Annotated in this window: 20 protein-coding genes and 1 tRNA gene; 13 read left to right on the forward strand and 8 right to left on the reverse strand. The window is 72.7% G+C overall.

Translation table 11 applies throughout. From position 1 onward, the window contains the following. The first annotated feature begins 92 nt into the window (after positions 1–92). Positions 93–2,999: an AfsR/SARP family transcriptional regulator gene (locus tag ACQEWB_RS22215; RefSeq protein WP_432833659.1), complete on the forward strand. Its 2,907-nt coding sequence runs from the start codon at positions 93–95 to the stop codon at positions 2,997–2,999. Here the strand turns inward: ACQEWB_RS22215 and ACQEWB_RS22220 are convergent. The 3 genes from ACQEWB_RS22220 to ACQEWB_RS22230 form a co-directional block, all read right to left on the reverse strand. Then, complete coding sequence (locus tag ACQEWB_RS22220) at positions 2,975–3,598, reverse strand: sigma-70 family RNA polymerase sigma factor (RefSeq protein ID WP_432833661.1); 624 nt, start codon at positions 3,596–3,598, stop codon at positions 2,975–2,977. The two genes, ACQEWB_RS22215 and ACQEWB_RS22220, sit on opposite strands and share 25 nt — an antisense overlap. 112 nt (positions 3,599–3,710) lie before the next feature. Further along, on the reverse strand, positions 3,711–4,178 hold the full coding sequence (locus ACQEWB_RS22225; RefSeq protein ID WP_432833663.1) for a hypothetical protein: 468 nt from the start codon (positions 4,176–4,178) through the stop codon (positions 3,711–3,713). 1,190 nt (positions 4,179–5,368) lie between these two features. Further along, complete coding sequence (locus tag ACQEWB_RS22230; protein WP_432833665.1) at positions 5,369–6,190, reverse strand: transglycosylase SLT domain-containing protein; 822 nt, start codon at positions 6,188–6,190, stop codon at positions 5,369–5,371. Between the two features lie 195 nt (positions 6,191–6,385). Between ACQEWB_RS22230 and ACQEWB_RS22235 the strand changes: the two genes are divergently transcribed. The 8 genes from ACQEWB_RS22235 to ACQEWB_RS22270 all read left to right on the forward strand — a co-directional run bounded on the left by ACQEWB_RS22235 (position 6,386) and on the right by ACQEWB_RS22270 (position 14,808). Further along, a complete protein-coding gene (locus ACQEWB_RS22235) occupies positions 6,386–7,093 on the forward strand; it encodes a DUF6668 family protein (protein WP_432833667.1) in 708 nt (235 codons plus the stop codon). Then, positions 7,090–7,347, forward strand: coding sequence for a hypothetical protein (locus tag ACQEWB_RS22240; RefSeq protein ID WP_432833669.1), 258 nt, complete (start codon positions 7,090–7,092; stop codon positions 7,345–7,347). Before ACQEWB_RS22235 ends, ACQEWB_RS22240 begins: the two co-directional genes overlap by 4 nt. Positions 7,348–7,456: 109 nt before the next feature. After that, entirely contained in the window at positions 7,457–7,747 is a 291-nt protein-coding gene (locus ACQEWB_RS22245; protein ID WP_432833671.1) for a hypothetical protein, read from the forward strand. 20 nt (positions 7,748–7,767) lie between these two features. Beyond that, positions 7,768–8,487: a hypothetical protein gene (locus ACQEWB_RS22250; protein WP_432833673.1), complete on the forward strand. Its 720-nt coding sequence runs from the start codon at positions 7,768–7,770 to the stop codon at positions 8,485–8,487. A gap of 1 nt (position 8,488) precedes the next feature. After that, positions 8,489–9,682: a hypothetical protein gene (locus tag ACQEWB_RS22255; protein WP_432833675.1), complete on the forward strand. Its 1,194-nt coding sequence runs from the start codon at positions 8,489–8,491 to the stop codon at positions 9,680–9,682. Between the two features lie 46 nt (positions 9,683–9,728). Continuing rightward, positions 9,729–11,222, forward strand: coding sequence for an SCO6880 family protein (locus ACQEWB_RS22260; protein WP_432833677.1), 1,494 nt, complete (start codon positions 9,729–9,731; stop codon positions 11,220–11,222). Positions 11,223–11,317: 95 nt separating this feature from the next. Beyond that, positions 11,318–13,009, forward strand: coding sequence for an ATP/GTP-binding protein (locus ACQEWB_RS22265; RefSeq protein WP_432843943.1), 1,692 nt, complete (start codon positions 11,318–11,320; stop codon positions 13,007–13,009). Continuing rightward, positions 13,006–14,808 carry a type IV secretory system conjugative DNA transfer family protein gene (locus ACQEWB_RS22270; protein WP_432833679.1) on the forward strand — a complete coding sequence of 601 codons (1,803 nt, stop codon included), beginning with the start codon at positions 13,006–13,008 and terminating at the stop codon, positions 14,806–14,808. The genes ACQEWB_RS22265 and ACQEWB_RS22270 overlap by 4 nt, the downstream gene beginning before the upstream one ends. 77 nt (positions 14,809–14,885) lie before the next feature. Here the strand turns inward: ACQEWB_RS22270 and ACQEWB_RS22275 are convergent, their stop codons facing one another. Together ACQEWB_RS22275 and ACQEWB_RS22280 are read right to left on the reverse strand one after the other, a co-directional pair. Beyond that, positions 14,886–15,053 (reverse strand): hypothetical protein, encoded by a 168-nt coding sequence (locus tag ACQEWB_RS22275; RefSeq protein ID WP_432833681.1) that lies wholly within the window; start codon positions 15,051–15,053, stop codon positions 14,886–14,888. A 74-nt stretch (positions 15,054–15,127) separates the two neighbouring features. Continuing rightward, positions 15,128–16,639: a hypothetical protein gene (locus tag ACQEWB_RS22280; RefSeq protein WP_432833683.1), complete on the reverse strand. Its 1,512-nt coding sequence runs from the start codon at positions 16,637–16,639 to the stop codon at positions 15,128–15,130. Between the two features lie 140 nt (positions 16,640–16,779). Here ACQEWB_RS22280 and ACQEWB_RS22285 point away from each other — a divergent pair, with 140 nt between their 5' ends. Further along, positions 16,780–17,190, forward strand: a complete 411-nt coding sequence (locus ACQEWB_RS22285) for a DUF4913 domain-containing protein (protein ID WP_432833685.1) — start codon at positions 16,780–16,782, stop codon at positions 17,188–17,190. Positions 17,191–17,197: 7 nt separating this feature from the next. Here ACQEWB_RS22285 and ACQEWB_RS22290 read toward each other — a convergent pair whose 3' ends face one another. Next, on the reverse strand, positions 17,198–18,478 hold the full coding sequence (locus tag ACQEWB_RS22290; protein WP_432833687.1) for an aldo/keto reductase: 1,281 nt from the start codon (positions 18,476–18,478) through the stop codon (positions 17,198–17,200). A gap of 67 nt (positions 18,479–18,545) precedes the next feature. Next, complete coding sequence (locus tag ACQEWB_RS22295) at positions 18,546–19,223, reverse strand: rhomboid-like protein (protein ID WP_432833689.1); 678 nt, start codon at positions 19,221–19,223, stop codon at positions 18,546–18,548. Here ACQEWB_RS22295 and ACQEWB_RS22300 point away from each other — a divergent pair. From ACQEWB_RS22300 to ACQEWB_RS22310, 3 genes are read left to right on the forward strand one after another with little or no spacing between them, the layout of a single operon-like run. Further along, entirely contained in the window at positions 19,222–20,163 is a 942-nt protein-coding gene (locus ACQEWB_RS22300) for an aminoglycoside phosphotransferase family protein (RefSeq protein ID WP_432833691.1), read from the forward strand. The two genes, ACQEWB_RS22295 and ACQEWB_RS22300, sit on opposite strands and share 2 nt — an antisense overlap. 9 nt (positions 20,164–20,172) lie before the next feature. Further along, the gene (locus tag ACQEWB_RS22305) at positions 20,173–20,652 is read left to right on the forward strand and encodes an N-acetyltransferase family protein (protein WP_432833693.1); all 480 of its coding nucleotides are present in this window, start codon (positions 20,173–20,175) and stop codon (positions 20,650–20,652) included. Between the two features lie 52 nt (positions 20,653–20,704). After that, complete coding sequence (locus tag ACQEWB_RS22310) at positions 20,705–21,742, forward strand: DUF4037 domain-containing protein (protein WP_432833695.1); 1,038 nt, start codon at positions 20,705–20,707, stop codon at positions 21,740–21,742. A gap of 20 nt (positions 21,743–21,762) precedes the next feature. Here the strand turns inward: ACQEWB_RS22310 and ACQEWB_RS22315 are convergent. Continuing rightward, positions 21,763–21,827: transfer RNA gene (locus ACQEWB_RS22315), tRNA-Ser, on the reverse strand. Positions 21,828–22,142 lie beyond the last annotated feature (315 nt).

The raw sequence follows: 22,142 nt of genomic DNA on the forward strand, positions 1-22,142 counted from the left end.
ACGCGACGGCGGGAGGGCGGGCGAGCGGTGAGAACACGCCAAATCGTCGATCCGGCTGACGTTCCGCAGTCCGATCACTACTCTCCGGCCATGTGAAGGCAACCGGTACGGCCCCGCTCCGGTTCACCTTGCTGGGTCCGCTGCGAGCCTGGCGGGACGGGGCTGAACTGGAGCTCGGATCGCCCCAGCAGCGTGCCGTCCTGGCCGCGCTGCTGCTGCGCCGGGGCCGTGCCGCCGGTGTCGGCGACCTGGTGGACGGTGTCTGGGGTGTCGATCCGCCGCCCGGCGCGGTCTCGGTGCTGCGCACCTATGTGTCCCGGCTGCGCAAGCTCCTGGAGCCCGACCGGCACCCCGGCGCGCCGCCCCGGCTGGTGGTCTCCCTCGGCGACGGGTACGCCCTGCGCACCGACACCGTCTCCAGCGACCTCGACCTGTTCGAGGAGTACGCGGCCCGCGCCGACCGCCACCGCGCCGCGGGCGAGAAGACCATCGCCGCCGAGCTGCTGCGCACCGCGCTCGGCACCTGGTCGGGCACCCCGCTGGCCGGCGTCCCCGGCCCGTACGCCGAGGCCGAGCGCACCCATCTGGAGCGACGGCACCTGGGCACCCTGGAGAGCCGGCTCCGCCTGGAGCTCGAACTCGGGCGCCACGAGGCGGTGTTGCCGGAGCTGGCCGCGCTGCGGGACGCGCATCCGCTCCGGGAGAACGTGTGCGAGCTGCTGCTGCTCGCCCTGTACCGCGCGGGCCGCCAGGCCGAGGCCCTGGAGGAGTACACCCGCACCCGCCGCACGCTCGTCGAGGAACTCGGCATCGAACCGGGCCCGTCCCTACGGGCGTTGCACACGCGGATCCTGGCCGGAGTGGACGAGGAGCCGCCCGCCGGAGGACCGGCGGACCCGGCCGAAGTGGCGCCCGCACCGGCCCTGACCCTGCGCCCCTCCCAACTCCCCGCCGACCTGCCGGTCTTCTCCGGCCGCCGCAGCGAACTCGACCGTGCCACCGCCCTGTTGCCCGAGGACGGGCCGCCCGCCACCGTCACCATCGCCCTCATCGACGGGATGGCCGGCACCGGCAAGACCACGCTCGCCGTGCACTGGGCCCACCGCGCCGCCGACCGCTTCCCCGACGGCGCCCTCTACGTCAACCTCCGTGGCTACGACCCCGGTGGCACCGGCACACCCCCCTCCGAGGTGCTCCAGACTTTCCTGGCCGCGCTCGGCGTGGCCCCCGGCGCCGTACCCGACGGACTCGACGCGCAGGCCGCCCTGTACCGCAGCGTCCTCGCCGGACGGCGGGTGCTGATCGTCCTGGACAACGCGCGCGACGCCGAGCAGGTCCGGCCGCTGCTGCCCGGCACCCCCGGCTGTCTGGTCCTGGTCACCAGCCGGTCCCGGCTCAGCAGCCTGGTCGCCGGGCAGGGCGCCCACCCGCTCACCCTCGGCCCGCCACCACCCGACGAGGCCCGCGAGATGCTCGTACGGCGGCTGGGTCCGGCCCGGATCGCAGCCGAACCGGAGGCCGCCGATGCCATCGTCGGCCTGTGCGCCGGGCTACCGCTGGCCCTCGCCATCACCGCCGCCCGCGCCGCCCACCACCCCGGCTTCCGGCTCGCGGACATCGCCGACGAACTGCGCGAGAACCACGGCAGCCTGGACGCGTTCGTCGGCGGTGACACCGACACGCGGGCCGTCTTCTCCTGGTCCTACCGCGCGCTGCCGCCCGCGACCGCACAGCTCTTCCGGCTGCTCTCCCTGCACCCCGGCCCCGACATCACCGGCGCCGCCGCGGCCGCCCTCGCGGGCGTCCCGGCCCGCCGGGTCCGGCCGCTGCTCGCCGAACTCACCGCCGCGAACCTCCTGATGGAACGTTCCCCCGGCCGTTTCGTCTTCCACGACCTGCTGCGCGCGTACGCGGCGGAGCTCGCCGAGGAGGCCGGCGCCGCGGAGTCCGGGCCCGCGCTGCTGCGGCTGCACGACCACTATCTGCGCACCGCCCACCATGTGGCCGCCGTACTCGGGCCGTTCCGCGAGATGGTGCCGCTGCCTCCACCCGTGCCGGGCAGCGAGCCGGCCCGCTTCGAGGACCGCAAACGGGCAACGACCTGGCTGCGCACCGAACGGCAGGTACTGCGCGCGGTGGTCACGCACGCCGCCCGCCACGGCTACCACGAACACGCCTGGCGTACGGCCTGCGCGCTGGACCTCTTCTTCAACCGCCTCGGCTACAGCCACGACCTGGTCGAGATCAACGGCGCCGCCCTGCGCGCCGCCACCGACCTCGGCGACCCGGTCGGCCGGGCCCACGCCCTGCGCGGCCTCGGCCACTCGGCGATGCGGCTCGGCCGGCCGGAGGCCGCGGCCCACCTCGAACGCTCGCTGGAACTCTTCCAGGAGGCCGACGACGCCTTCGGCGAGGCCCTCGCCCGCCGCTCCCTCGCCTTCCAGAACAACAAGGCGGGCCGCTACGACGTCTCCCTCGGCCACTACGCCCGCGCCCTCGCGCTGTACCGGGCGCTCGGGCTGCGCAACGGCGAGGCGGGCGTCCTCAACGAGATCGGCTGGACGTACATCCTCACCGGCGAGCACGAGAAGGCGCTGCGCGAGTGCGAGCGGGCCATCGTGCTGTACCGCGAGACCGGCGACACCTTCGGCCGGGCCTCCGCGGAGGACAGCCTCGGCTACACCCTCCACCACCTCGGCCGCCACGAGGCAGCCGTCGAACGCTTCGAGCGGGCGGTGGAGCTGTTCCGGGAGATCGGCGACCGCCACATGGAGGCCGACTCCCTACGGCACCTGGGCGCCACCCACCACGGCATCGGCGCCCGCGCCCCGGCCCGCAGAGCCTGGACCCAGGCCCTCGCCCTGCTGACCGAGGCGGGCCATCCGGAGGCGGACGAGGTGCGGGAGGATCTGCGGGGGTTGGAGCGGGCGCAGGAGCAGGAGCAGCCGCTGCGGGGGCAGGACCGGGACCGGGGTCAGGACCGGTCGCGGTCCACCTGAGGAACGGGGGGCGGACCCTCGCCCATCGTCATGCCCCGTTCCTGGAGGGCCAGTTTGAGGTTGCGCAGGGCGTAGTAGACGCGGGACTTGACCGTGCCGTGCGGAACGCCCAGGAAGTCCGCGGCCTGTTGGGTCGTGCGATCCGCGAAGTAGGTGGCCTCCAGGGCCTCCCGGTGGGCCGGTGAGAGCGCGTCGAGCGCGTCGCGCAGCACCATCGCCGACAGCATCCGGTCGATGTCGTCGCCACCGCCCGCCACCGCGGACGACTCGCCGAGCCACTTGTCGCCGTCCACCTCCACCGGGCGGGCCCGGCGGGTGCGGTGGCCGTCGATGACGAGGTTGCGGGCCACGTGGAAGAGCCACGGCCGTACGGACATCTGCGCCACGTCGGCGGGCTCCGCCCAGCCGTTCCACCGGTCCGCGTTCTTCCAGCAGCGCAGCAGCGTCTCCTGGACGATGTCCTCCGCGCGGTGGCAGTCCCCGCCGACGAGCCGTACGACGAACGCGTACAGGGCGGGACCGTGTGCTTTGTAGAGGCCGTGCAGCGCCCGTTCCTCGGGCGAGACGGCGGCGGCCGATCCGATGACGTTCAGATTCATGGGCGTTCCTCGGTGTGATCGACCCCCGTGGGCCGAGAAATTCCGTGATCCGATGGCTGGTGCGATGCGGGGGGTACGTGCGGCTTGCGGGTGAGCACTCGTGGTCGGCGAGTCATCCGAGTGTGCCGGGGGGTGTTCCACGTTCCGTTGACGCCCGGTGTACGGGAGCGTCGAGGTAGCGGCGGACCTCCTCGGCCAGGTCGGCATGGGCGGCCGGCAGTAACTCCTGTCGCTGCAACTCGCCCCACAGCTCCAGCAGTTCGCGACCGTGCGCGCGTACGGCCCGCTCGTCGTCGAGCGTCCGCCAGGCAGCGGCGGCCCGCACCACGGCGTCGGCGGCCCGCGGATCCCCACCGCGGCAGTGGACCCGCGCGACGGCGAGCGCGAGCACGACGGTGCCGCGCCGCCGCCCCACCAGCCGCGCCAACACCCCCTCCAGCGCCCGCACTTCCCCGACATACGGATGCGATCCGCCGCCAACCTCCCCCAGCCGCCTGCGCAGCCCGCTCGCCAGCACGTACGCCTGCTCCAACTCCGCGACCGCCAAAGCACGGTCAAGCCGACCGATGCGCTCGGCCAAGGGCACGGGGATCGGGCGGGATCCGGGGGCTTGGAGGGCTTGGAGGGCTTGGGGGGCTTGGGGAGCTTGGGGGGCTTGAGGGGCTTGGGGGATCTGGAGAGTCCGAGGGATCTGAGAGGGCTGAGGGTTTTGGAGTGCCTCCGGGGCTTGCGGAGTTGACGCCGGTGGGCCGGCAGCTGGGCGGAGGGTGAGCGTGGGCGAGGACGTCGACGGGCCGGGGAGCGACGCCGAAGCGAGGCCATGCGGAATGGAGGCCGCTTCCGAAGCGACGGCCGGGCCGGAGTTCGGCGCCGGGGCCGGGGTCGACTCCGGGGCCGGGGCGGGGACTGGGGCCGGAGCCGGGGCCAGGGGCGACTCCGGGGCCGGAGCCGAGGTCGGAGTGGGGGCCGGGGTCGGGGGTTGTGGGCGGTTGGCCAAGGGGATCGGGGCGATGGCCGTCACCTCTGCGGGGTGGGGCGGTTCGGGTGTGGGGGCCGGGGGCCGGGGTGGGTGAGTGGCTGCCGTTTCCTCCGTCGCGAGGATCCGGCTGGAGCCGTCCGGGGCCACCTCGAGGAGGAAGCGGGTCGCGCCGGGGCGGTCGTACACCCAGGCGTCGGCCGCCCGCCCCCGCTCCTGTGCGTGCCGGTGCAGCAGATCGAGCACCGCCTCGTGCACGGACCGCCCGGCCTCGGGGAACAACGGCTCCCCGTCGACGAGCGCGGACCCGTCGTCGGAGAGGAACACGTCGATGTGCCGCCCGCCCTCACGACCAGCCTCGCCGTCCCGCCCGCGACCACCTCCATGCCCCGGGCCGTAACCATCCCCGCGCCCCCGGCCGTGACCGTCCCCGCGCCCCCGGCCATAACCGCCTCCATGCTCCGGGCCGTGACCGCCTCCGTACTCCCGACCGTCACCATCCCCGCGCCCCCGGCCGTCACCGACCCCGCGCCCCCGGCCGTAACCGCCTCCATGCTCCGGGCCGTGACCGCCTCCATGCTCCCGGCCGTCACCATCCCCGTGCTCCAGGCCGTCACCACGTCCATACCCCCGACCGTCACCACCCCCGTACTCCCGGCCGTCACCGACCCCGTACTCCCGGCCGTCACCGACCCCGTGCTCTCGGCCGTCGTCGCGGCCCTGCCTCCAGCCGTCGGCCGGATGCCCGCCCCCGTGTGTCGTCTCCATGGCTTGTGCTCCTCGCTCGCTTCGTTTCACTGTTCGTCGGGATCCGGTGCCGCGGTGGTCGGCGTCGGTTGCTGGGCCGGTGTCGCCGACGGTGGAGGGGTCGCGATGCCCTGGTACTTGGCCAGCAGCGCCCGTACGCCGAGGACGTAACCCTGCGCCCGGTCGGTCCGCGGCACCCCCTTGGCCGCCCGGACGACGTCCAGCCCCTGGTCGTAGCCGACGAGCGCGAGGTCAAGTACGGACCCCTGTGCCGCCCCGCTGTCGAGGAGCTGCTGCGCCTGTCCGGCGAGGTCGCACAGGAACCGGCCCTGCGCCACGATCGAGTCGGCCGCGTCGAAGGCGGACACCTTGTCGTTGTCGTCCTCGTCCTCGCCGAACTGCTGGAACACCGCCGGCGGCAGCTGCGAGATGCCCTGAGAGCCGTCCGGCCCGACCAGGTTCGCGTTGAAGTTCGACTCCCGCTCGATCTGCGCGGCGATCACCGTCGGCCCGATCGCGTCGCACACCGACCCCGCCTGCTCGATGGGGTCGACGAGGTCGGCCGGGACGGTGGCGGGATCGAGCGCCCCCTTGCCGTCCCCCTGGAACACGGCGATCACGTCGTCCGCGTCGTCGGGCCCCGCCGTACCGCCGCCCCCGCCGAACGCCATGACCAGGGCGATCAGCGGGGCCAGGACAACGCCGAACCCGCCGATCACGATGACGACGGTGACCGCGCCGAGCAGGGCCACCGGCGACAGCAGACAGCCGAACCCGGTGACCACGGCGGCGTTGCGGACGGCCTTGGAGGCCTCCTGGTCCCCGCCGTCGCCGCCGCTCTCGTTCTCCCCACCCGTACTCGGACTCATGTTCGCGTGCCTTCTTCCTTCCGGCCGACCGCTGCGGAACGAACCGTCCGTTTCCTTTGAACCGCCCCGGGCGATCGGTGCGTTGTGGGGGCCAACGGACTCGTGAGACCAGAACGGGCCCCGGAGCAAGACGGTTCAAAACATCAGAAACACCGAGCACCGCGGAAGACCGGTGAAGAGAGGGGCAGGCCAGACATGACAGGCAGCACAGAGGCGTCGATACCGACGCACCCGGGCCCACAGGCCTGGGTACGCGGCCCGACCGGTTACGGCACCACCGGCACCCCCACCACATCCGTACCGGTGCCGATCCGGCACCCGGTCCGGCATCCCGGCCCGCACCCGACCCAACAGCCGGTCCAGGCGCCCGCACCCGACCTCGTCACTCCCCGCCCGGTGACCCCCGACCCCGCCGCCGCCTGGAGCGCGCCGCCGGAGTCCGAACCGCCCCGGCCGGGCCGCCGCTCGCAGACCGGCGTCGGCTGGGTCAGGGCGCACGGCGGGGCCGGTGCCAGTGCGCTGGCGGGCCTGTTCGGGGGCGTCGACGTGGGCGGCCGCTGGCCCGAGCCGGCCCGTGGCGAACCCCGCCGCATCCTGATCGTCGGCCGTACCAACGCCGAGGGCCTCCAGTCGGTGGCCCAGTCCCTGAACGCCCTGCGCGAAGGGCGCGCACCCGAGGGGCTGGAGCTGCTGTCCCTCGTCCTGGTCGCCGACGCGCCCGGCCGGCTGCCGTTCAGCCTCGCCCGTCGGGTCCGGATCATCGGGTCCGTCGCGCCGGTCAGGCGGGTGCCGTGGATCCCGGCGTGGCGGGTGGGCGGCCGCCTCGGCACCCTGCCGAAGGAACTGGTCGAACTCGCCGACCTGGTGGGCGTCCGCCCCGGGCACGAGGAGGACGACCGGTGATCCCCACCACCCTGGCCGCGTTCGACCCGGGCGCCGACGGCGACCAGATCCTCGCCATCCTGGCCTGGGCCGCGTCCGCGTGCGGTGTCGCCGGGCTCATCGTCGTCGGCATCCAGATGGCGCTCCAGCTCCGCCGCGGCGACCCGGGCGAGGGCGGCGAGCACTTCCGCGGGGTCTTCTTCGTCCTGCTCGGCTGCGTGCTCGCGGCCTCGGCGGGCCCCCTGGTCGCCGCACTCGGCAGCCTGTCCATCTGACGCCCGGTCAGCACCGGCATCCCGGTCGACTCCCTTTCGGAAGACGTGCGTTCGGCATGCCTTCCACCCGACCTTTCATCCATGTTCGTCACGATTCACGGAGGGCATCATGAGCTCACTCCTGCACTCCGCCTCGGTCCTGCTGGCCGACGGCAACGTCCCCCAACCCGGCCGCAACGCGCCGGACCAACTCACCGGCAAGGTCAACACCGTGCTGGGCATCGCCGCCTGGGCGGGCACCGCCGCCGGAGTCGCCGGGGTGCTGATCACCGGCACGATGATGGCCATCTCCCTCAAGCGCGGGGAGAGTTCGGAGCACATGAGCCGGCTCGGCATGGTGCTCGGCGGCTGCGTCCTGGTCGCCACGGCCGGCCCGCTGATCCAGTTCGTCTTCCAGTGAGCCGGCGGGAGACGAACGACATGCGACAGCCATTCTGGCGCCAGCGCGGCTGGCAGCTGTCGGCGGGCTTCCTCGCCGTCATCCTGTTCCTCGCCGTGTTCGCGGCGCTGACCGGGGACGGCGACCGGCCCGCCGGGGCCACCGGCAAGGAGAGCACCGGGCAGGTGGTCGCGCTGCCGACCCTGCGCGGCGGCCGCCCCGAGGGCTGTTCCGCCGACGACGGCGGCGGCGACACGGCGCCCACGAACGCACCCTCGGACGTCCGTTGGCGTGACCTGTCCGGCACCCGGGTCCCGGTGTCCGCCTCGGCGGGCCCCACCATGACGACCGGCCCGGTGTGGTGGTGCTTCGCGCACTCCCCCACCGGCGCCGCGCTCGCCGCACACGTCATCCCCTCGCAGATGAGCGGCCCCGCCTGGCGGTCCGTCACCCGGATGCAGGTGGTGGCCGGCCGGGGACGCGACCTGTTCGAGTCCCAGCGCTCCGTGGTGCCCGACGCCACCCCGGACGCGGGCGGCTCCACGGCCTCGTACGCCGGGTTCTCCGTGACGTCGTACCAGAACCCGACGGCGACGGTGGCGCTGCTCATCAAGTCCGCGAGCGGCTACTCCTCCACCGCCGTCCGGCTGCGCTGGAGCGACGGCGACTGGAAGCTCGTGCCCGGCGACGACGGCTCCCTGCACACGCCCGTGCAGTCGGTGTCCGGACCCGGCGGCTTCGTCCTGTGGACAGGGGTGTGACATGGCCTTCACCTGCTCCACCGGCAACCCGATCGAGGACGGCATCAAGGGGTTCTTCGACTTCCTCGGGGATCCCATCGGGACGATCGTCAGGGGTATCGCGAACGCCGTGCTGTCCGGTGCCATCTCGGTGTTCGGCAGCCTGACCACCAACATTCCGACCCTGGCCTCGGCGGACACGGCACGCGCGGTCGACGACCAGACGCAGGGGGTGGTGGTCTATCTCGCGGTCGGCTCCCTGCTGTTCGCCGCCGCGCGCATGGCCCTGGAACGCCGGGGCGACGCGGGCCGTACGGCGCTCAAGGGCGTCATCCGGATGATCCTCGTCGCGGGCGCCGCCACCACCGTCGTCACCACGGCCGCCCGGCTCTCCGACCGGTACGCCGACGACCTGTTCGCCAGAGGCGCGCAGAACCAGCTGAACAACTTCGGCTGCCAGAGCGACATCGAGTCCACCCTGCTGCTGGTCCTCGCGTTCCTGCTGCTGATCGCGGGGATCGTGCAGACGATCCTGCTCTTCATCCGGCTCGGCGTGATGGTCATCCTGCTGGGCACGCTGCCACTGGCCGCCTCCGCGTCCATGACCGACTGGGGCGGCGGCTGGTGGCGCAAGCACATCGGCTGGATGACCGCCTGGCTGCTGTACAAACCGGCCGCCGGACTCGTGCTGTTCGCGGGTACGGCGATCTTCAACGCGGGCGACAAGAACAACGACATCAACCAGCGGATCGCCGGCATCGGCGTGATGCTGCTCTCCGCGATCGCACTGCCCGCGCTGCTGAAGCTCGTCGTACCCGCCACGGCGGCGCTCGGCACGGGCAACCCCATGGCCACCGCGATGTCCACCGCGGGATCGCTGGCCTCCGGCGCCCGTTCGGTCGGCGGCGGCGGTGGCCCGGCCGGGCAGTCCGGTCCCTCGGGTGCCGCGGGCACGGGCGGCGGCAGCGGGGCCGAGGGCCCCTCGGGGACCGCCGGTTCCGGCGGAGCCGCCGGCTCGTCCGGAGCCGCGGGGTCCACGGGATCCGGCGGAGCGGCCGGTGGCGCGGGATCCGCCGGTGGCGCCGGCGCGGCCGGTGCCGGGGCGGCGGCGGCCGCCGGGCCCGCGGCGGCCGCGGTCGCCGCCGCCCAGTTCGTCGGCAAGGTCGCCTCCGGTGCCATCGAGGGCGCGGACGGCGACCGGGGCCACAACACCTGACCCGAAGTCACCCAACCACCCATCCACGCAAGGAGGTTGACCTCCCATGTCCACGGAAGCCGTCCCCCAGCCCACCTACGGCAACTGGCGCCGCCCGCGCAGGCCGGGCCTCGGCCCGCTCGGGCTCGTCGGCACCTTCGGTGTCTTCGGCGGGCTGATCCTGGTCCTGCTGGCGTCGCTGATCTCGCTGATCGCCGCCGTCGTCGTGTTCGTACCGCTGCTGCTGTTCCTGATGCCGCTCGCCGTGCGGACCCAGGACGGCCGCAACGTCTACCAGCTGCTCACCCTGCGGATCGGCTGGCGCCGCCGCAAGCGCAAGGGCGCGCACCTCTACACGTCCGGGCCGCTGTCCCGCCGCCCGGGCGGCCGGTTCCGCCCGCCGGGCCTGCTGAACAAGGTGACGATGAGCGAGGGCCGGGACGCGTACGACCGCCCCTTCGGCATCCTGCACCACCCGGCCCGCGGCCAGTACACGATCGTCCTCGGCTGCGACCCCGACGGCGGCTCCCTGGTCGACCCCGACCAGGTCGACGTCTGGGTGGCCCTGTGGGGCGACTGGCTGGCCCGGCTCTCCCACGAACCCGGGCTGCGCGGCGCGAGCGTCGTCGTCGAGACCGCCCCCGACCCGGGCACCCGCCTCGCCAACGAGGTGCTGCCCCGCATCCACCCCGACGCCCCGCCCGCCGCCCGCGCGGTGATGGAGGAGGTCGTCCAGCGCTACCCGAGCGCCTCCTCCGAGATGCACACCTATGTCACCCTCACCTACGGCACCCCTCCGGGCCAGAAACGCCGCCCGGAGGACGTGGTCACCGATCTGGCGATCCGCATCCCCGGCCTGCTCGGCGGACTGGTCGGCGCGGGCGGCGGTGCCGCCTACCCGCTGTCGGCGGAGCGCATCGCCGAGGTCGTACGGGTCGCGTACGACCCCGCGGTCGCCCCGGACGTCCTCAACGCCCGTGCGCAGCAAGGCGGTACGGGACTGGAGTGGGAGGACGCCGGGCCCGCCGCCGCCGTCGAGACCGTCGGCAGCTACCGGCACGACTCGGGCGTCTCCCGCACCTGGCTGCTGACCCTCGCGCCCCGCGGCACCGTACGGTCCTCGGTGCTGCGCGGGATGCTGGAGGCGGCGCCCGGCACCCGGCGCAAGCGGGTGGCGCTGGTCTACCGGCCCATCGACCCGGCCACCTCGGCCCGGATCGTGGAGTCGGACCGGCGCAGCGCCCAGTTCATGGCGACCTCCGGCAAGGGCATGGTGCAGGCCCGCGCGGCCTCGGAGGTGCGGGCGGCCGAGCAGGCGGCGGCCGAGGAGGCCGCGGGCGCCGGGCTCGTCGAGTTCTCGCTGATGCTGACGGTCACCGTCGACTCGGAGGACGAGCTCGCCGACGCGAGCGTGACGGTGCGCAATCTCTCGGCCGCCGCGCGGGTGCAGCTGCGCGCCGCCGACCGTATGCAGGCGGCGGCCTTCACCTGCACGCTCCCGGCGGGGCTCCTGCCCTGGGAGCAGACCCTGGTTCCGCAGCAGTTGCAGGAGGCACTGTGAGCAGGCGCGACACCAAGCAGACGAAGGCCGCTCCGAAGCAGTTGTACGTCCCTTCGCGGGGCTGGCCAGGCCCCGGTGGCGGGCGGGTCGGCCATATGGATCCGCCGACCATGTGGCGGGCCACCACCGTGCAGGCGTGCGGCATGTGGCCGTTCGCCGCGGGGTCGGGGTCTCCGATGACCGGAGTGCCGCTCGGGCAGCACCTGTTCACGGGAGCCACGGTCTGCGGCGACCCGCTGAACTGGTTCACCCGGGCCCGCTACATCTCCAACCCGTCCCTCTTCATGCTCGGCATGCCGGGCCTCGGCAAGTCCACCCTGGTGAACCGGATGCTGATCGGGCTCGCCGCGACCGGTGTCGTACCGCTCGTCCTCGGCGACCTCAAGCCCGACTACGCCGACACCGTACGGGCGTTGGGCGGCCAGGTGATCTCCATCGGGCGCGGGCGGGGCGGCATCAACGTCCTCGACCCGGGCGCGATGGGCGCGGCGGCGGCGCGGATCGGCGGGGAGGCGGGCGAGGTCCTCAAGGCCGAGACGCACGGGCGGGTACTGAACATGGTGGCCGCGCTGATCACCATCGTGCGGGGCCGCCCGATGGACGACCATGAGCAGTCGGTGCTCTCGGCGGTCCTGCACCACCTGCGCGAACGCACCCCGGCCGGACGCTCGGTGCTGCTCCCGGACCTGCTCCGGGTGCTGGCCGAGGGACCGGACCGGGTGCGTGCGGTGACCCTGGACCGGGGCGACGACACCCGCTACCGGGACGCCGTCGACCCGCTGCACCGCTCCTTGCTGGGCATCCTGGACGGGCCGTTGGGCGACACCTTCGCCTCGGAGACGTCCACCAGGATCGACCCCGACTCGCCCGCCGTGTGCATCGACATCTCCGGCATCGGCGAGGCGGACACCCAGCTCACGGCCGCGGCGATGCTGGCGGCCTGGTCGGACGGGCTCGGCACGGTCGCCGCGTCGCACGCGCTCGCGGACGCGGGCCTGGCGCCCCGCCGCTGGTTCTTCACGGTCCTCGACGAGCTGTGGCGCCCGCTGCGGGCCGCCTCCGGCATCGTCGACCGCATCGACGCGCTGACCCGCCTCAACCGCTCGCTCGGCCTGGGCGACGCGAAGATCACGCACACCCTGAAGGACGCGGAAGCCCTGGGCACCGACTCCGACCGGGCCAAGGCACGCGGGTTCGTCGAACGGGCCGGCATGGTGGTCTGCGCGGGCCTGCCCCGGGCCGAGATGGAGGACCTCGGCAAGGTCGTCGGCCTCTCCCAGCGCGAGATCGAGCTGGTCTCCTCCTGGTCCTCCCCACCCGGCTGGGGCGCCGGCGGCGACCACGAGGAGCCCCCCGGCCGGGGCCGCTTCCTCATCAAGGTCGGCGGCCGCCCCGGCATCCCCATCCGCGTGGCCATCACCGACGTGGAACGCCGCCTCCACGACACGAACACCCGCTGGACCCCGAACGGGGTGACGTCGGCGAAGGTGCTGGACCTGGGGGCGCTCGGGCCGAGGGCGGACGCACGGGCCACACCGCCCGCCGCCGAGTCCTGGGCGCCCCCGGTCGAGGCGCTCCCGCCGGCCGCCATGCACGGCACCGGCCCGCGACCGGGCGCCGGTGCCGGGTCCTTGCCGACCGCCACCGAGGCGGCTCCGCACGCCTCCGCCGAAACCGCGCCTCGGCCGGCCTCGCTCCAGTCGTCCCCTGTCGCCGCGCCCCTCGAAGACGCTCCCCTGGAAGACGCGCCGACCATGCTGCTGAACCGCATCCGGAGGCCCGCATGAGTGCCGGTCGTCCCTCCGCCGTCGGCAGCCAGGAGCTGGCGTCCTGGGCGATCGCCGCCGTGGCCGCCCTGGGGGTGCTGCTGTTCGCGTTGCTGTGGTGCGGCGGCACGCTGGGGGCCGGGCTCAGCGGTCACGGGTGGGACGCGCCGCCGTTCGCGATGTCCACCCTGACCGCACTGGTCGCCGACGGTCCCGCGGTCCTGTGGCCGCACGCGCCGGCCACCGCCGTCTACGCGGGGCTGGCCGGGCTGCCCGCCCTCGTCGCGGTCCCCGTCGTCATCGCCGTACGACTCCTGGTGAAGCGTCTCGCCCGGCCCTCCGGCCTCGCCGGGCGCCGGGAGCTCGCGAGCATGTGCCCGCAGGGCATCGCGGACCGCGCCCGTGATCTGCGCCCGAGCCTCAAGGGCCGCCGGGACCTGCACCCGGACGAGACCGGCAACCTGCTCGGCGACCTCGATCCCGCCGGCCCCGAACTCCGGTCCTCCTACGAGGACGTGGAGCTCGATCTGATGGCCCCGCGGGCCGGCAAGTCCACCGGCATCGCCGTCCCACGGGTGCTGCGCGCGCAGGGCCCGGTCCTGCTGACGTCGAACAAGTCCGACGTGTACGCCGTCACCCGCGCCGCCCGCGCGCAGGCCGGCACCGTGTGGACCTTCGATCCGCAGGGCATCGCGCACACCCCGCGCGGCATGTGGTGGAACATGCTCGGCGAGTGCACGACCATCGAGGGCGCCCGCCGCCTCGCGGGCCACTTCGTGGCGTCGGTCAACGACGACTCCTCGCAGAAGGACTTCTGGATCGCCGCCGCCCAGAACACCCTCACCGCCCTCTTCCTGGCCGCCGCGCTCGGCGGCGCCGGCGTCCGCGACCTGCTGGCCTGGCTCGCGGACCCCGCCGACCGCACCCCGATCGACCTGCTGCGGGACGCCCAACTCCCGGCGATGGCAGACCAGTTGCAGGGCACGGTCCGCGGCGCCGTGGAGACCAGGGACGGCATCTACGAGACCGCCCGGCAGACCGTCTCCTGCCTCCTCGACCCGGAGATCCTCGCCTGGGTGACCCCGGACCCGGACCTCCCCGAGTTCCGGCCCGCCGCACACGTCCTGGGCAAGGACACCCTCTACCTCCTGTCCAAGGACGGCGGCGGCTCGGCGGCCGGCGTCATCGCGGGCATCGCCGACTCGACGATGCGCGCGGGAGTCGTGGCCGCCGAACGGATGGGCGGCCGCCTGGACCCGCCCATGACCGCGGTCCTCGACGAGGCGGCCAACGTCTGCCGCATCTCCGACCTCCCCGACCTGTACTCGCACTTCGGCTCCCGCGGCATCAACGTCGTGACCCTGCTGCAGAGTTACCGGCAGGGCGCGCGGGTGTGGGGCGAGGCCGGCATGGACGCCCTGTGGAGCGCCGCGACCGTGAAGCTGCTCGGCGCCGGCCTGGACGACGCGGACTTCGTGCAGAAGGTCTCCACGCTGGTGGGCCAGCACGACGTCCGCACCCCCAGCGTCTCCCGCAGCAAGGAGGGCACGTCACGCTCGTACTCCTACCGCCAGGAGGCCGTGCTGCCCCCCGACCGCATCCGCGCCCTCCCCAAGGGCACGGCCCTCCTCCTCGCCACCGGCATCCGCCCCGCCCTGATCCGCCTGCGCCCCTGGTACAAGGAACCGGACGCGGGCACCGTCTCGGCGGCGGCGAAGGCGGAGACGGCCGCGATCACGGAACGCGCGGCGGCCCGACTGCCGGGCCCGGCGGTGGAGTTCACCAAGCGGACAGAACAGCCGGACGCCTCCCCCGCCTGACCCCACGCCCCGACGAACCGGGCCGGAAGCGAAACCCGCTTCCGGCCCGGTCCCATATGCCCGCCCCCGCGACGGCGTCACCGTGACAGCCCGATCGCGGCGGCGATGCCGAAGGCCAGGGTCGACGCCAGGAACCAGCCGAGGGCCTGGTCCGGCGCCCGTCGACCGGCCTCCCCGAGGGCCCGCACCAGGCAGTACAGGCCGACCGCCGTGGAAACGGCCTCCAAGGCCAACTCCGCGTCCATACGGCTCCTTTCACGCCTCGGGGGACGGACCCGACGGCCCGTCCCCCTCGCCTCGAACGACACGCTCTTACGCGCTACTTCCGGTGGTTGGCCACCGGCGCGCTGTTGCTCCGCGCCGTTTCCGTCGGCCGCGGCGGCACCGGCGTGACGGCGTTCGCGTTCAGGACGTTGGGGGCGTTCAGGATCGGTATGGCGGCCACGTCCGCCGTGAGTTGGTTCAAGTCCGGGGACGCGGTACGGGGCGGCGTGGTGACCGGCGACTGGTCGGCCGACACGGGTTGCCGAATCTCGAAGCGGATCCTGCCCGGGTTCTGGAGCGCCGTGTCGAGGCCCCGCTCCCTCGCCCTGTCAACCCCCAGGTGGGTGGCCTGGACAAGGGTCAGTTTCTCGCCCCGCAGCTTCGACTCCCGGACGCCCTGCGCGTTGGCCTCACTCCGCTCGTGCAGGTTCTGCGGGTTCTCGGGCAGGTCCCTCCCCCGCCAGGAGTTCTGCGCGTCCTTGGTCAGGCTGATCTGCGGAAGCACCTTCACCCCGTCGACGTCGTACGCCCGCATGGTGATGTCGTTCCAGGTCTCCGGGGCGACCACGCGGCCCGGCATCGGCTTGTCCGGGCTGGCCTCGTACTCCGGCTGTCCGTACACCTGGTAGATGCCGTCGGTGAGGGAGTGGATCGCCATCTGGCCGATGACCCGGTCCCGGTCCTGGTCCAGGGTGTTGTACTTGGCGCCCAGCCAGTTGTCGTTCTCCGTGCCGTAGTTCTCGTTGAGCGGCCGCTCGAGCTTGATGGACTCCGGTTTGAATCCCTGGGGGTCGCTGTTGTCCTGGAACTGGACGTAACCGTTCTTCTGCCCGTTCATGGCTATCTGGGAGAGCTGGGAGAAATACGCCTCCGCCGAGGCCGTCATCACCTCCTGGCCCCTCGTGCCCTCCCGCGAGTACATGGCGAAGACATCGAGGTGGGGATACAACTGCGGCTCTATCCCCGCGTCGTAGAACTTCTCGCTCGTCCGCTCGAAGTCCGTCTGCATGACGTGCCGTTGAAGGGCGTCGTCGCCGTACGACAGGTCGACGATCTTCAGCTCGGCCTCGTTGTAGCCGAACGGGTCCGTGGCCTTGACGTCGTACCTGCCGTCCCCCCTCACCGCCTCCATCTCGGTGTCCCGCATATGACGGTTCGACAGGTCGACGGTCAGGCTGGTCTCCTTGGAGCCGACCATGAACGCGGTCAGGTCCTTGGCCGCGATATAGCCCTGGTTGCTCATCTCCATGCGGTAGACGTCCCGGAGTGTCTCCGCGTTGTACTTCTTCGAGTCCAGATTCTCCGTGAGCCACTCGGCCTCGTCGAAAGCGTTCCGGACCTTGAATCCGCTTGCCGTCGCCTCCTGCTGGTACTCATCCATCAGAGCCCGGGCCGCTTCCTGACCCGCTGCCCCCGGCCGTGTCCGCGGCATGACCCACAGAACCCTCTCCGACTCCGGAAAACGCTCCGTGAGCTCCCTCAGCCCCTGTTTGGCGTTGTCGGACATCGGACCACCGAACCAGATGCCCTGGACCCGCTTCGGGTCGTTCACCTCGTCGAATGGCATAGGTGCGTCTCCTTCTCCCATCGGCACTGTTCCGCTCCGCACAACGGGCCGTGGGAAGGGGACGGTTCAACACGCCTGAACCCCGGGCGCCGCTTTCCCGTAGTGCGGGCGAGAACACTCCGCCGGACCGGGAGAACCGAATGACCGAGCAGCAGAAGGAATTGACGCAGCCGGAATCGCCGCAGCCGGAGAAGAACCCCTTCATCCTCTACATGAAAGGCTCCGAGCACGAGGAAGCGCTGCACAGACTGACGCTGTGGGTCCGTCATCTGCTGCTGCCCGTGTACGGCCGCGAGGTCACCTCCACCGCGCCCTGGTGCACCAGTTGGTGGCGTCATCAGGAGGCCGTGGCCCAGCTCTACGGACTCTGGATGGCCTGGCAGGAACTGACCAACCCGGCGGCCGGACTGACCGGCCCCTCCGTGTGGCAGCGCGACCACCTCTCCCACGTCATGGCCGCCCTTCGCGACCCGTCGGGCCCCTTCGCGGGCTGCAAGTCCGGCAGCCACCGGGAGAAGGAGCCGCCGGGCATGGACGCCTACCCGTCCTAGGGCCGGGTCAGCGAGTCCGGGGAGTCGTCGACGGCGGCGTCGCGGGACGCGCCGTCACAGCGGTGCCGTCCCCGCTCCCGCCGCCCGCCCGACTCCTGGTCACCGAGAGCGTGTTGACGCCCTGCAACGCTGCCACGTCGGCGACCGACATACCCCCCGGCGCGACGGCGACCGTCGTCAGCGCCGGCCGGACCTCCTTCCAGGTCGCGGCATCCTGGAGCAGGGCGTGGCCGAGTTCGTTGCCCACCGCCTGGCCCCGCGGGTCGGCCCCCAGATGCCCGGCGAGCACGTCGGCCAGCTTCACGTCCCGGAACTCGCCCCGCAGCCCCACCCGGTCCGGCACGGTGACGCCCTCCAACTCCTCCCGGCTGAACCCCCGTTCCTCCATCAGCCAACGGCTGACCGTCTCCCGGTCCACCGCCCCGCCCAGCGCGAACGCCCTGACCTCCGCCCGCATCCACTCCGGATCCTCGTAGAGGGGGACCAGCAGCTCCCGTACGCCGTCCGGCAGAGGCGTGTCGTCGTCACGCAGCGCCATGCCACGGACACCGGCCGGCGCGCTCCGAGGCACGGCGCCGGACGGACCTGGCCCCGGCACGAACTGCGGCTGACCGAGCGCCTGTTGAACAGGTACCTGTGCCGCCTGCTGACCCGGCACCGGCGCCGCCTGCTGACCAAGTACCGGCGCCGTGGTCTGTGTTGCCGCCCGCCCCAGCAGCTCCCCCAGCGCCCGTACGACCTCGTAGTACCGCAGGTCCTCCTCCCCGCCCAGCGCATCGAGGAGGTTCTTCCGCCACCCGTCCCCCAACCCCCGCTGCTCCCGCCCGGGTTCGGCCGCGAAGTCGACGACGCCCACACTTTCCTGCTCGTTCAGGTCCACCAGGAGGTTCGCGTGCCGGGGCGCCACCCCCGCGACCCCCACCTGAGCGACCGTCCCGTCCTCCTTGAGCTCGCCGAGCACCTCCCAGGCCTCCTTCACCTTCTCCTCGGACGCGTCGAGGTTGCCGATCACCGCGGCGTCGAGGTGCCCGTCGAACCGGTCCGCGACCTCGGTGAGCCGGGCCTTCAGCTCCTCGCGGCTCTCGTTGGGCCGTACCTCGAACCGGTACAGGACCTCGACGCCGTCCCGGTCCAGTCCGCCGCCCCGGATCGCCTCGGCGAGCTGCTCGGTCGTACGGCCGTAACGCTCTCCCGCGTCGAACCGCCGGTACCCGAGATCGACGGCGTCCCGCACCTCCTCCGCACTCCGCCCCTCCAGCCCGAACACCGGCCACGGTCGGTGCGCCATACGCCCATCGCCTCCCTCTCCCAGGACGGGACATCGCACGACACAACGCGGAGCGGAGAGCGGCGGTTCATCCCGCCCCGGCGCGCCCCCGGGCCACGGCGGTGGTCAGCGCCGTCCATGGGTTCCACGCCTGCCCGCACCCCCTGACCAGCGGATAGCACGCGAGCCCGATCAGCACCGAGACGAAGTGCCCGAGGTCGGTGAACGTGGGAGTGGAGGTGAGCGGAACGCCGTACACGACGAGCACGACCGCCAGATACAGATACCGCCACGGCGAAGCGATCCGATAGACGAGTACGGCGATCACCCCGGCCAGCGCGTAACTCACCCCGATGTCCAGGGTGTTGACCGCCGACACCGGCGCCACCCCGTCCTTGATCGCCCGCAGCAGCGCGCCCTCGCTGATCAGCGTCGCCAGCACATGCGCGGCCACGCACACCATCAGCCACCGCGCCGTCCCCAGCCAGCGCTCGGCCTGCGCGTGGAAGACGGTGTAGAGGAAGGCGTACGGCAGCCAGTGGCCGCCGTCGATCCACATCGCGCTCTGCACCAGCACCCGCACCGGGTTGTCCGACAGCTCCCGGATATTGGTCGACCGCTGCCGCAGGAACTGCTCCTCGAACTCCGGCGACATGTGATGCAGGGCGACCGTGGTGACGAACAGGATCGCCAGCCAGACGTAGGTGCCGGGGGCGCTACGGAGGTACCCCCACACCCTGTCGCCGAGGCCCCGGAAAATTCGCATGAGGCGATTCACGCACGCAAGTATCGTCGCGAAGGTGATCGACATCCCGGACGAGCTGATCGCCCAGCATGAGCGGTACGGAGGAGAGGCGGGGCGTGCCTTCGTCGCCGCGCTGGCCGGGCGCGGCGAACGGTTCCTGGAGCAGTGGGGGCTGCGGCTGGACGGGGCGTCGATGTACGGGCGGTGCGCGCTGGTGCTGCCCGTGCTGCGGGCCGACGGGACGCGGGCCGTGCTCAAGCTCCAGGACGTCGACGAGGAGACCGTCGGGGAGCCCCTCGCGCTGGGCGCCTGGCGGGGCGACGGGGCGGTCCGGCTGCTGAAGGCCGACGGCGTCACCGGCACCATGCTGCTCGAACGGCTCGACGCCGGACGGCCGTTGGCGGGCCTGCCGGGTCTGCCGGACCTGCCGGACTTCCGCGAGGCGACGCTGGTCATCGCCCGGCTGCTGGCCCGGCTGACCGCCACCGAGGCCCCGGCGGGCCTGCGTCGGCTCGGCGACATCACGGCCCGGCTGCTGGAGCGGACCGCGGCGGTCCTGCCCGGCGTGCCCGAACCCGCCGTACGACATCTGCTCGCGGACTGTGCGGCGGCCGTACGCGAGGTCGCCGGCGAACCCGGCGACCGTCTCCTCCACTGGGACCTGCACTTCGACAACGTCCTCGGCGCCGACCGCGCCCGCTGGCTCGCCATCGACCCCAAGCCGCTCGCCGGCGACCCCGGCTTCGACCTGTTCCCGGCCCTCTGGAACCGCTTCGACGCGGACGAGGTGCACTGGCGGTTCGACGCCATGACGGACGTCCTGGGGCTTGACCGGCACCGGGCCCGCGCCTGGACCCTGGCCCGGGTCCTGCAGAACTCGGTGTGGCAGCTGGAGGAGCACCGCACCCCGCTCCCCGAGGTCCTGGAGATCGCCCGCCGGCTGCGCTCCCCGGCCAGCTAGCGTGACGGCATGATCCGCACCGCGACCCCCGCCGACATCCCCCTGATCCACGCCCTCGTCCGCGAACTCGCCGACTACGAGAAGGTCCCGCACGAGGCCAAGGCCACCGAGGCACAGCTGCACGAGGCGCTCTTCGGCGAGCGGCCCGCGGCGTTCGCGCACATCGCCGTCGACGACACCACCGGCGAGGCCGTCGGTTTCGCCCTCTGGTTCCTCAACTTCTCCACCTGGCGCGGAGTCCACGGCATCTACCTGGAGGACCTCTACGTCCGCCCCACCGCCCGCGGCGCCGGCCACGGCAAGGCCCTGCTCGCCGAACTCGCCCGCATCTGCGTGGAACGCGGCTACCAGCGCCTGGAGTGGTCCGTCCTCGACTGGAACGCCCCGTCCATCGCCTTCTACGAGTCCCTCGGCGCCCGCCCCCAGGACGAGTGGACGGTCTACCGCCTCACGGACGAGGAGTTGGCGCGATTGGGACGGCCTGTGTAACAGCGTGAAGGAACCGGGCATGAGCCCTCACGGAACGGGCACGGCCCCAGGCATGAGCACCACGAATATGCGCGACGCCCCGCCCCCTTTCATCCCCGGCCTGGAGCTGTCCCGCCGCCTGTACACCGACGTCGTACGCCCGTTACTCGACGAAGCGGCCCCCGGCGTCCCGCACTCCGCCGCCCGCCTCGGCAGCGGCTCCGACGTCCTCGGCTACGACACCCCGCACTCGGCCGGCCCGACCTGGGGACCCCGCCTCCAGCTCTTCCTCCGCCGCCACGACGTCCACCGCCACGCGGGCCGCATCAGACACGTCCTCGCCGCCCACCTCCCGGAGACCTTCCACGGCCACCCCGCCCAGGAGGGCGTCGAGGTCACCCGTATCGCCCCGTGGTTCATCGGCGCCCTCGGCTTCGACCCGTCCACCCCCGCGGAGATCACCCCCGCCGACTGGCTGGCCACCCCGACCCAGCTCCTCGCCGAGGTCACCGCGGGCGCGGTCTTCCACGACGGCCTCGGCGAACTCGCCCCGCTGCGCTCGGCCCTCTGCTGGTACCCGCACGACATCTGGCTGCACGTCCTGGCCTGCCAGTGGCGCCGCATATCCCGCGAGGCCCCCTTCGCCACGCACTGCGGCGAACTCGGCGACGAACTCGGCTCCGCGGTCGCCACCGCCCGCCTGACCCGCGACCTGATGCGCCTGGGCCTCCTCATGGACCGCCGCTACCCGCCGTACGGCAAATGGCTGGGCACCGCCTTCGCCCGCACCACCCCCGGCCACCACCTCGCCCCGGTCCTGACCGCCGCCGTCACAGCCACGGACTGGCGCACTCGCGAGAAGCACCTCACACAGGCATACGAGGCGATCACAGACCTGCACAACCAGCTGGAGCTCACCGACCGCATCCACCCGGACGCCCCGCCGGAACGATTCACCGCAGCCCTGACCGCCCGCATCTCCAACCCCGCGATCAAGGCACTGCCGGCGTCCGGCGCGATCGACCAGTTCACGGACAACCCGGAAATCCTGACCCGCCCGGCACTGACCCGCGCCCTGTACCGGGAAGCAAGAAGGCCCAGGTCGGAGTAGCCCCGACCCGGGCCTGACAGAGCCCCCTGTCGGATTCGAACCGACGACCTACGCATTACAAGTTGTCGGATCCTGGTCCGGGGGCGTCCGTGGGCGTACGAGAAGCAGGCGTGATGCCTGCTCAGGACGGTTTCGGACTTCAGGGGACGATGACGGACGCGCTCGGATCGAAGCTCGACTGAGACCGCGATTGAGACCGGGCCTGTGCTTAGAAGAGACCGATCTTGTGCGGCGTGATCAAGAGGCTAACCTGAAGCGAAGCCGCGGGCAGATTGATCGGACTGCGTATCCCAACCGCGCATCCACTGGAAGGCACTCCGACGACTTCCAGGCGCCCGCACAAGCGGCTCCTGCGAGCTTCGACGGCCCGGAGTGACGCGAGACCGGTAGGCTGCGGCCA

The organism is Streptomyces sp. CA-249302 (assembly GCF_050936785.1).
In the GTDB taxonomy this organism is placed as follows: Bacteria; Actinomycetota; Actinomycetes; order Streptomycetales; family Streptomycetaceae; genus Streptomyces.

What these genes read in the sequence shown, in the direction of transcription:
- ACQEWB_RS22220 (WP_432833661.1), bottom strand. Translation starts at nt 3,598, where the DNA reads ATGAATCTGAACGTCATCGGATCGGCCGCCGCCGTCTCGCCCGAGGAA.
- ACQEWB_RS22230 (WP_432833665.1), bottom strand. Translation starts at nt 6,190, where the DNA reads ATGAGTCCGAGTACGGGTGGGGAGAACGAGAGCGGCGGCGACGGCGGG.
- ACQEWB_RS22235 (WP_432833667.1), top strand. Translation starts at nt 6,386, where the DNA reads ATGACAGGCAGCACAGAGGCGTCGATACCGACGCACCCGGGCCCACAG.
- ACQEWB_RS22245 (WP_432833671.1), top strand. Translation starts at nt 7,457, where the DNA reads ATGAGCTCACTCCTGCACTCCGCCTCGGTCCTGCTGGCCGACGGCAAC.
- ACQEWB_RS22250 (WP_432833673.1), top strand. Translation starts at nt 7,768, where the DNA reads ATGCGACAGCCATTCTGGCGCCAGCGCGGCTGGCAGCTGTCGGCGGGC.
- ACQEWB_RS22255 (WP_432833675.1), top strand. Translation starts at nt 8,489, where the DNA reads ATGGCCTTCACCTGCTCCACCGGCAACCCGATCGAGGACGGCATCAAG.
- ACQEWB_RS22260 (WP_432833677.1), top strand. Translation starts at nt 9,729, where the DNA reads ATGTCCACGGAAGCCGTCCCCCAGCCCACCTACGGCAACTGGCGCCGC.
- ACQEWB_RS22265 (WP_432843943.1), top strand. Translation starts at nt 11,318, where the DNA reads ATGGATCCGCCGACCATGTGGCGGGCCACCACCGTGCAGGCGTGCGGC.
- ACQEWB_RS22270 (WP_432833679.1), top strand. Translation starts at nt 13,006, where the DNA reads ATGAGTGCCGGTCGTCCCTCCGCCGTCGGCAGCCAGGAGCTGGCGTCC.
- ACQEWB_RS22275 (WP_432833681.1), bottom strand. Translation starts at nt 15,053, where the DNA reads ATGGACGCGGAGTTGGCCTTGGAGGCCGTTTCCACGGCGGTCGGCCTG.
- ACQEWB_RS22280 (WP_432833683.1), bottom strand. Translation starts at nt 16,639, where the DNA reads ATGCCATTCGACGAGGTGAACGACCCGAAGCGGGTCCAGGGCATCTGG.
- ACQEWB_RS22285 (WP_432833685.1), top strand. Translation starts at nt 16,780, where the DNA reads ATGACCGAGCAGCAGAAGGAATTGACGCAGCCGGAATCGCCGCAGCCG.
- ACQEWB_RS22290 (WP_432833687.1), bottom strand. Translation starts at nt 18,478, where the DNA reads ATGGCGCACCGACCGTGGCCGGTGTTCGGGCTGGAGGGGCGGAGTGCG.
- ACQEWB_RS22300 (WP_432833691.1), top strand. Translation starts at nt 19,222, where the DNA reads ATGAGGCGATTCACGCACGCAAGTATCGTCGCGAAGGTGATCGACATC.
- ACQEWB_RS22295 (WP_432833689.1), bottom strand. Translation starts at nt 19,223, where the DNA reads ATGCGAATTTTCCGGGGCCTCGGCGACAGGGTGTGGGGGTACCTCCGT.
- ACQEWB_RS22305 (WP_432833693.1), top strand. Translation starts at nt 20,173, where the DNA reads ATGATCCGCACCGCGACCCCCGCCGACATCCCCCTGATCCACGCCCTC.
- ACQEWB_RS22310 (WP_432833695.1), top strand. Translation starts at nt 20,705, where the DNA reads ATGAGCACCACGAATATGCGCGACGCCCCGCCCCCTTTCATCCCCGGC.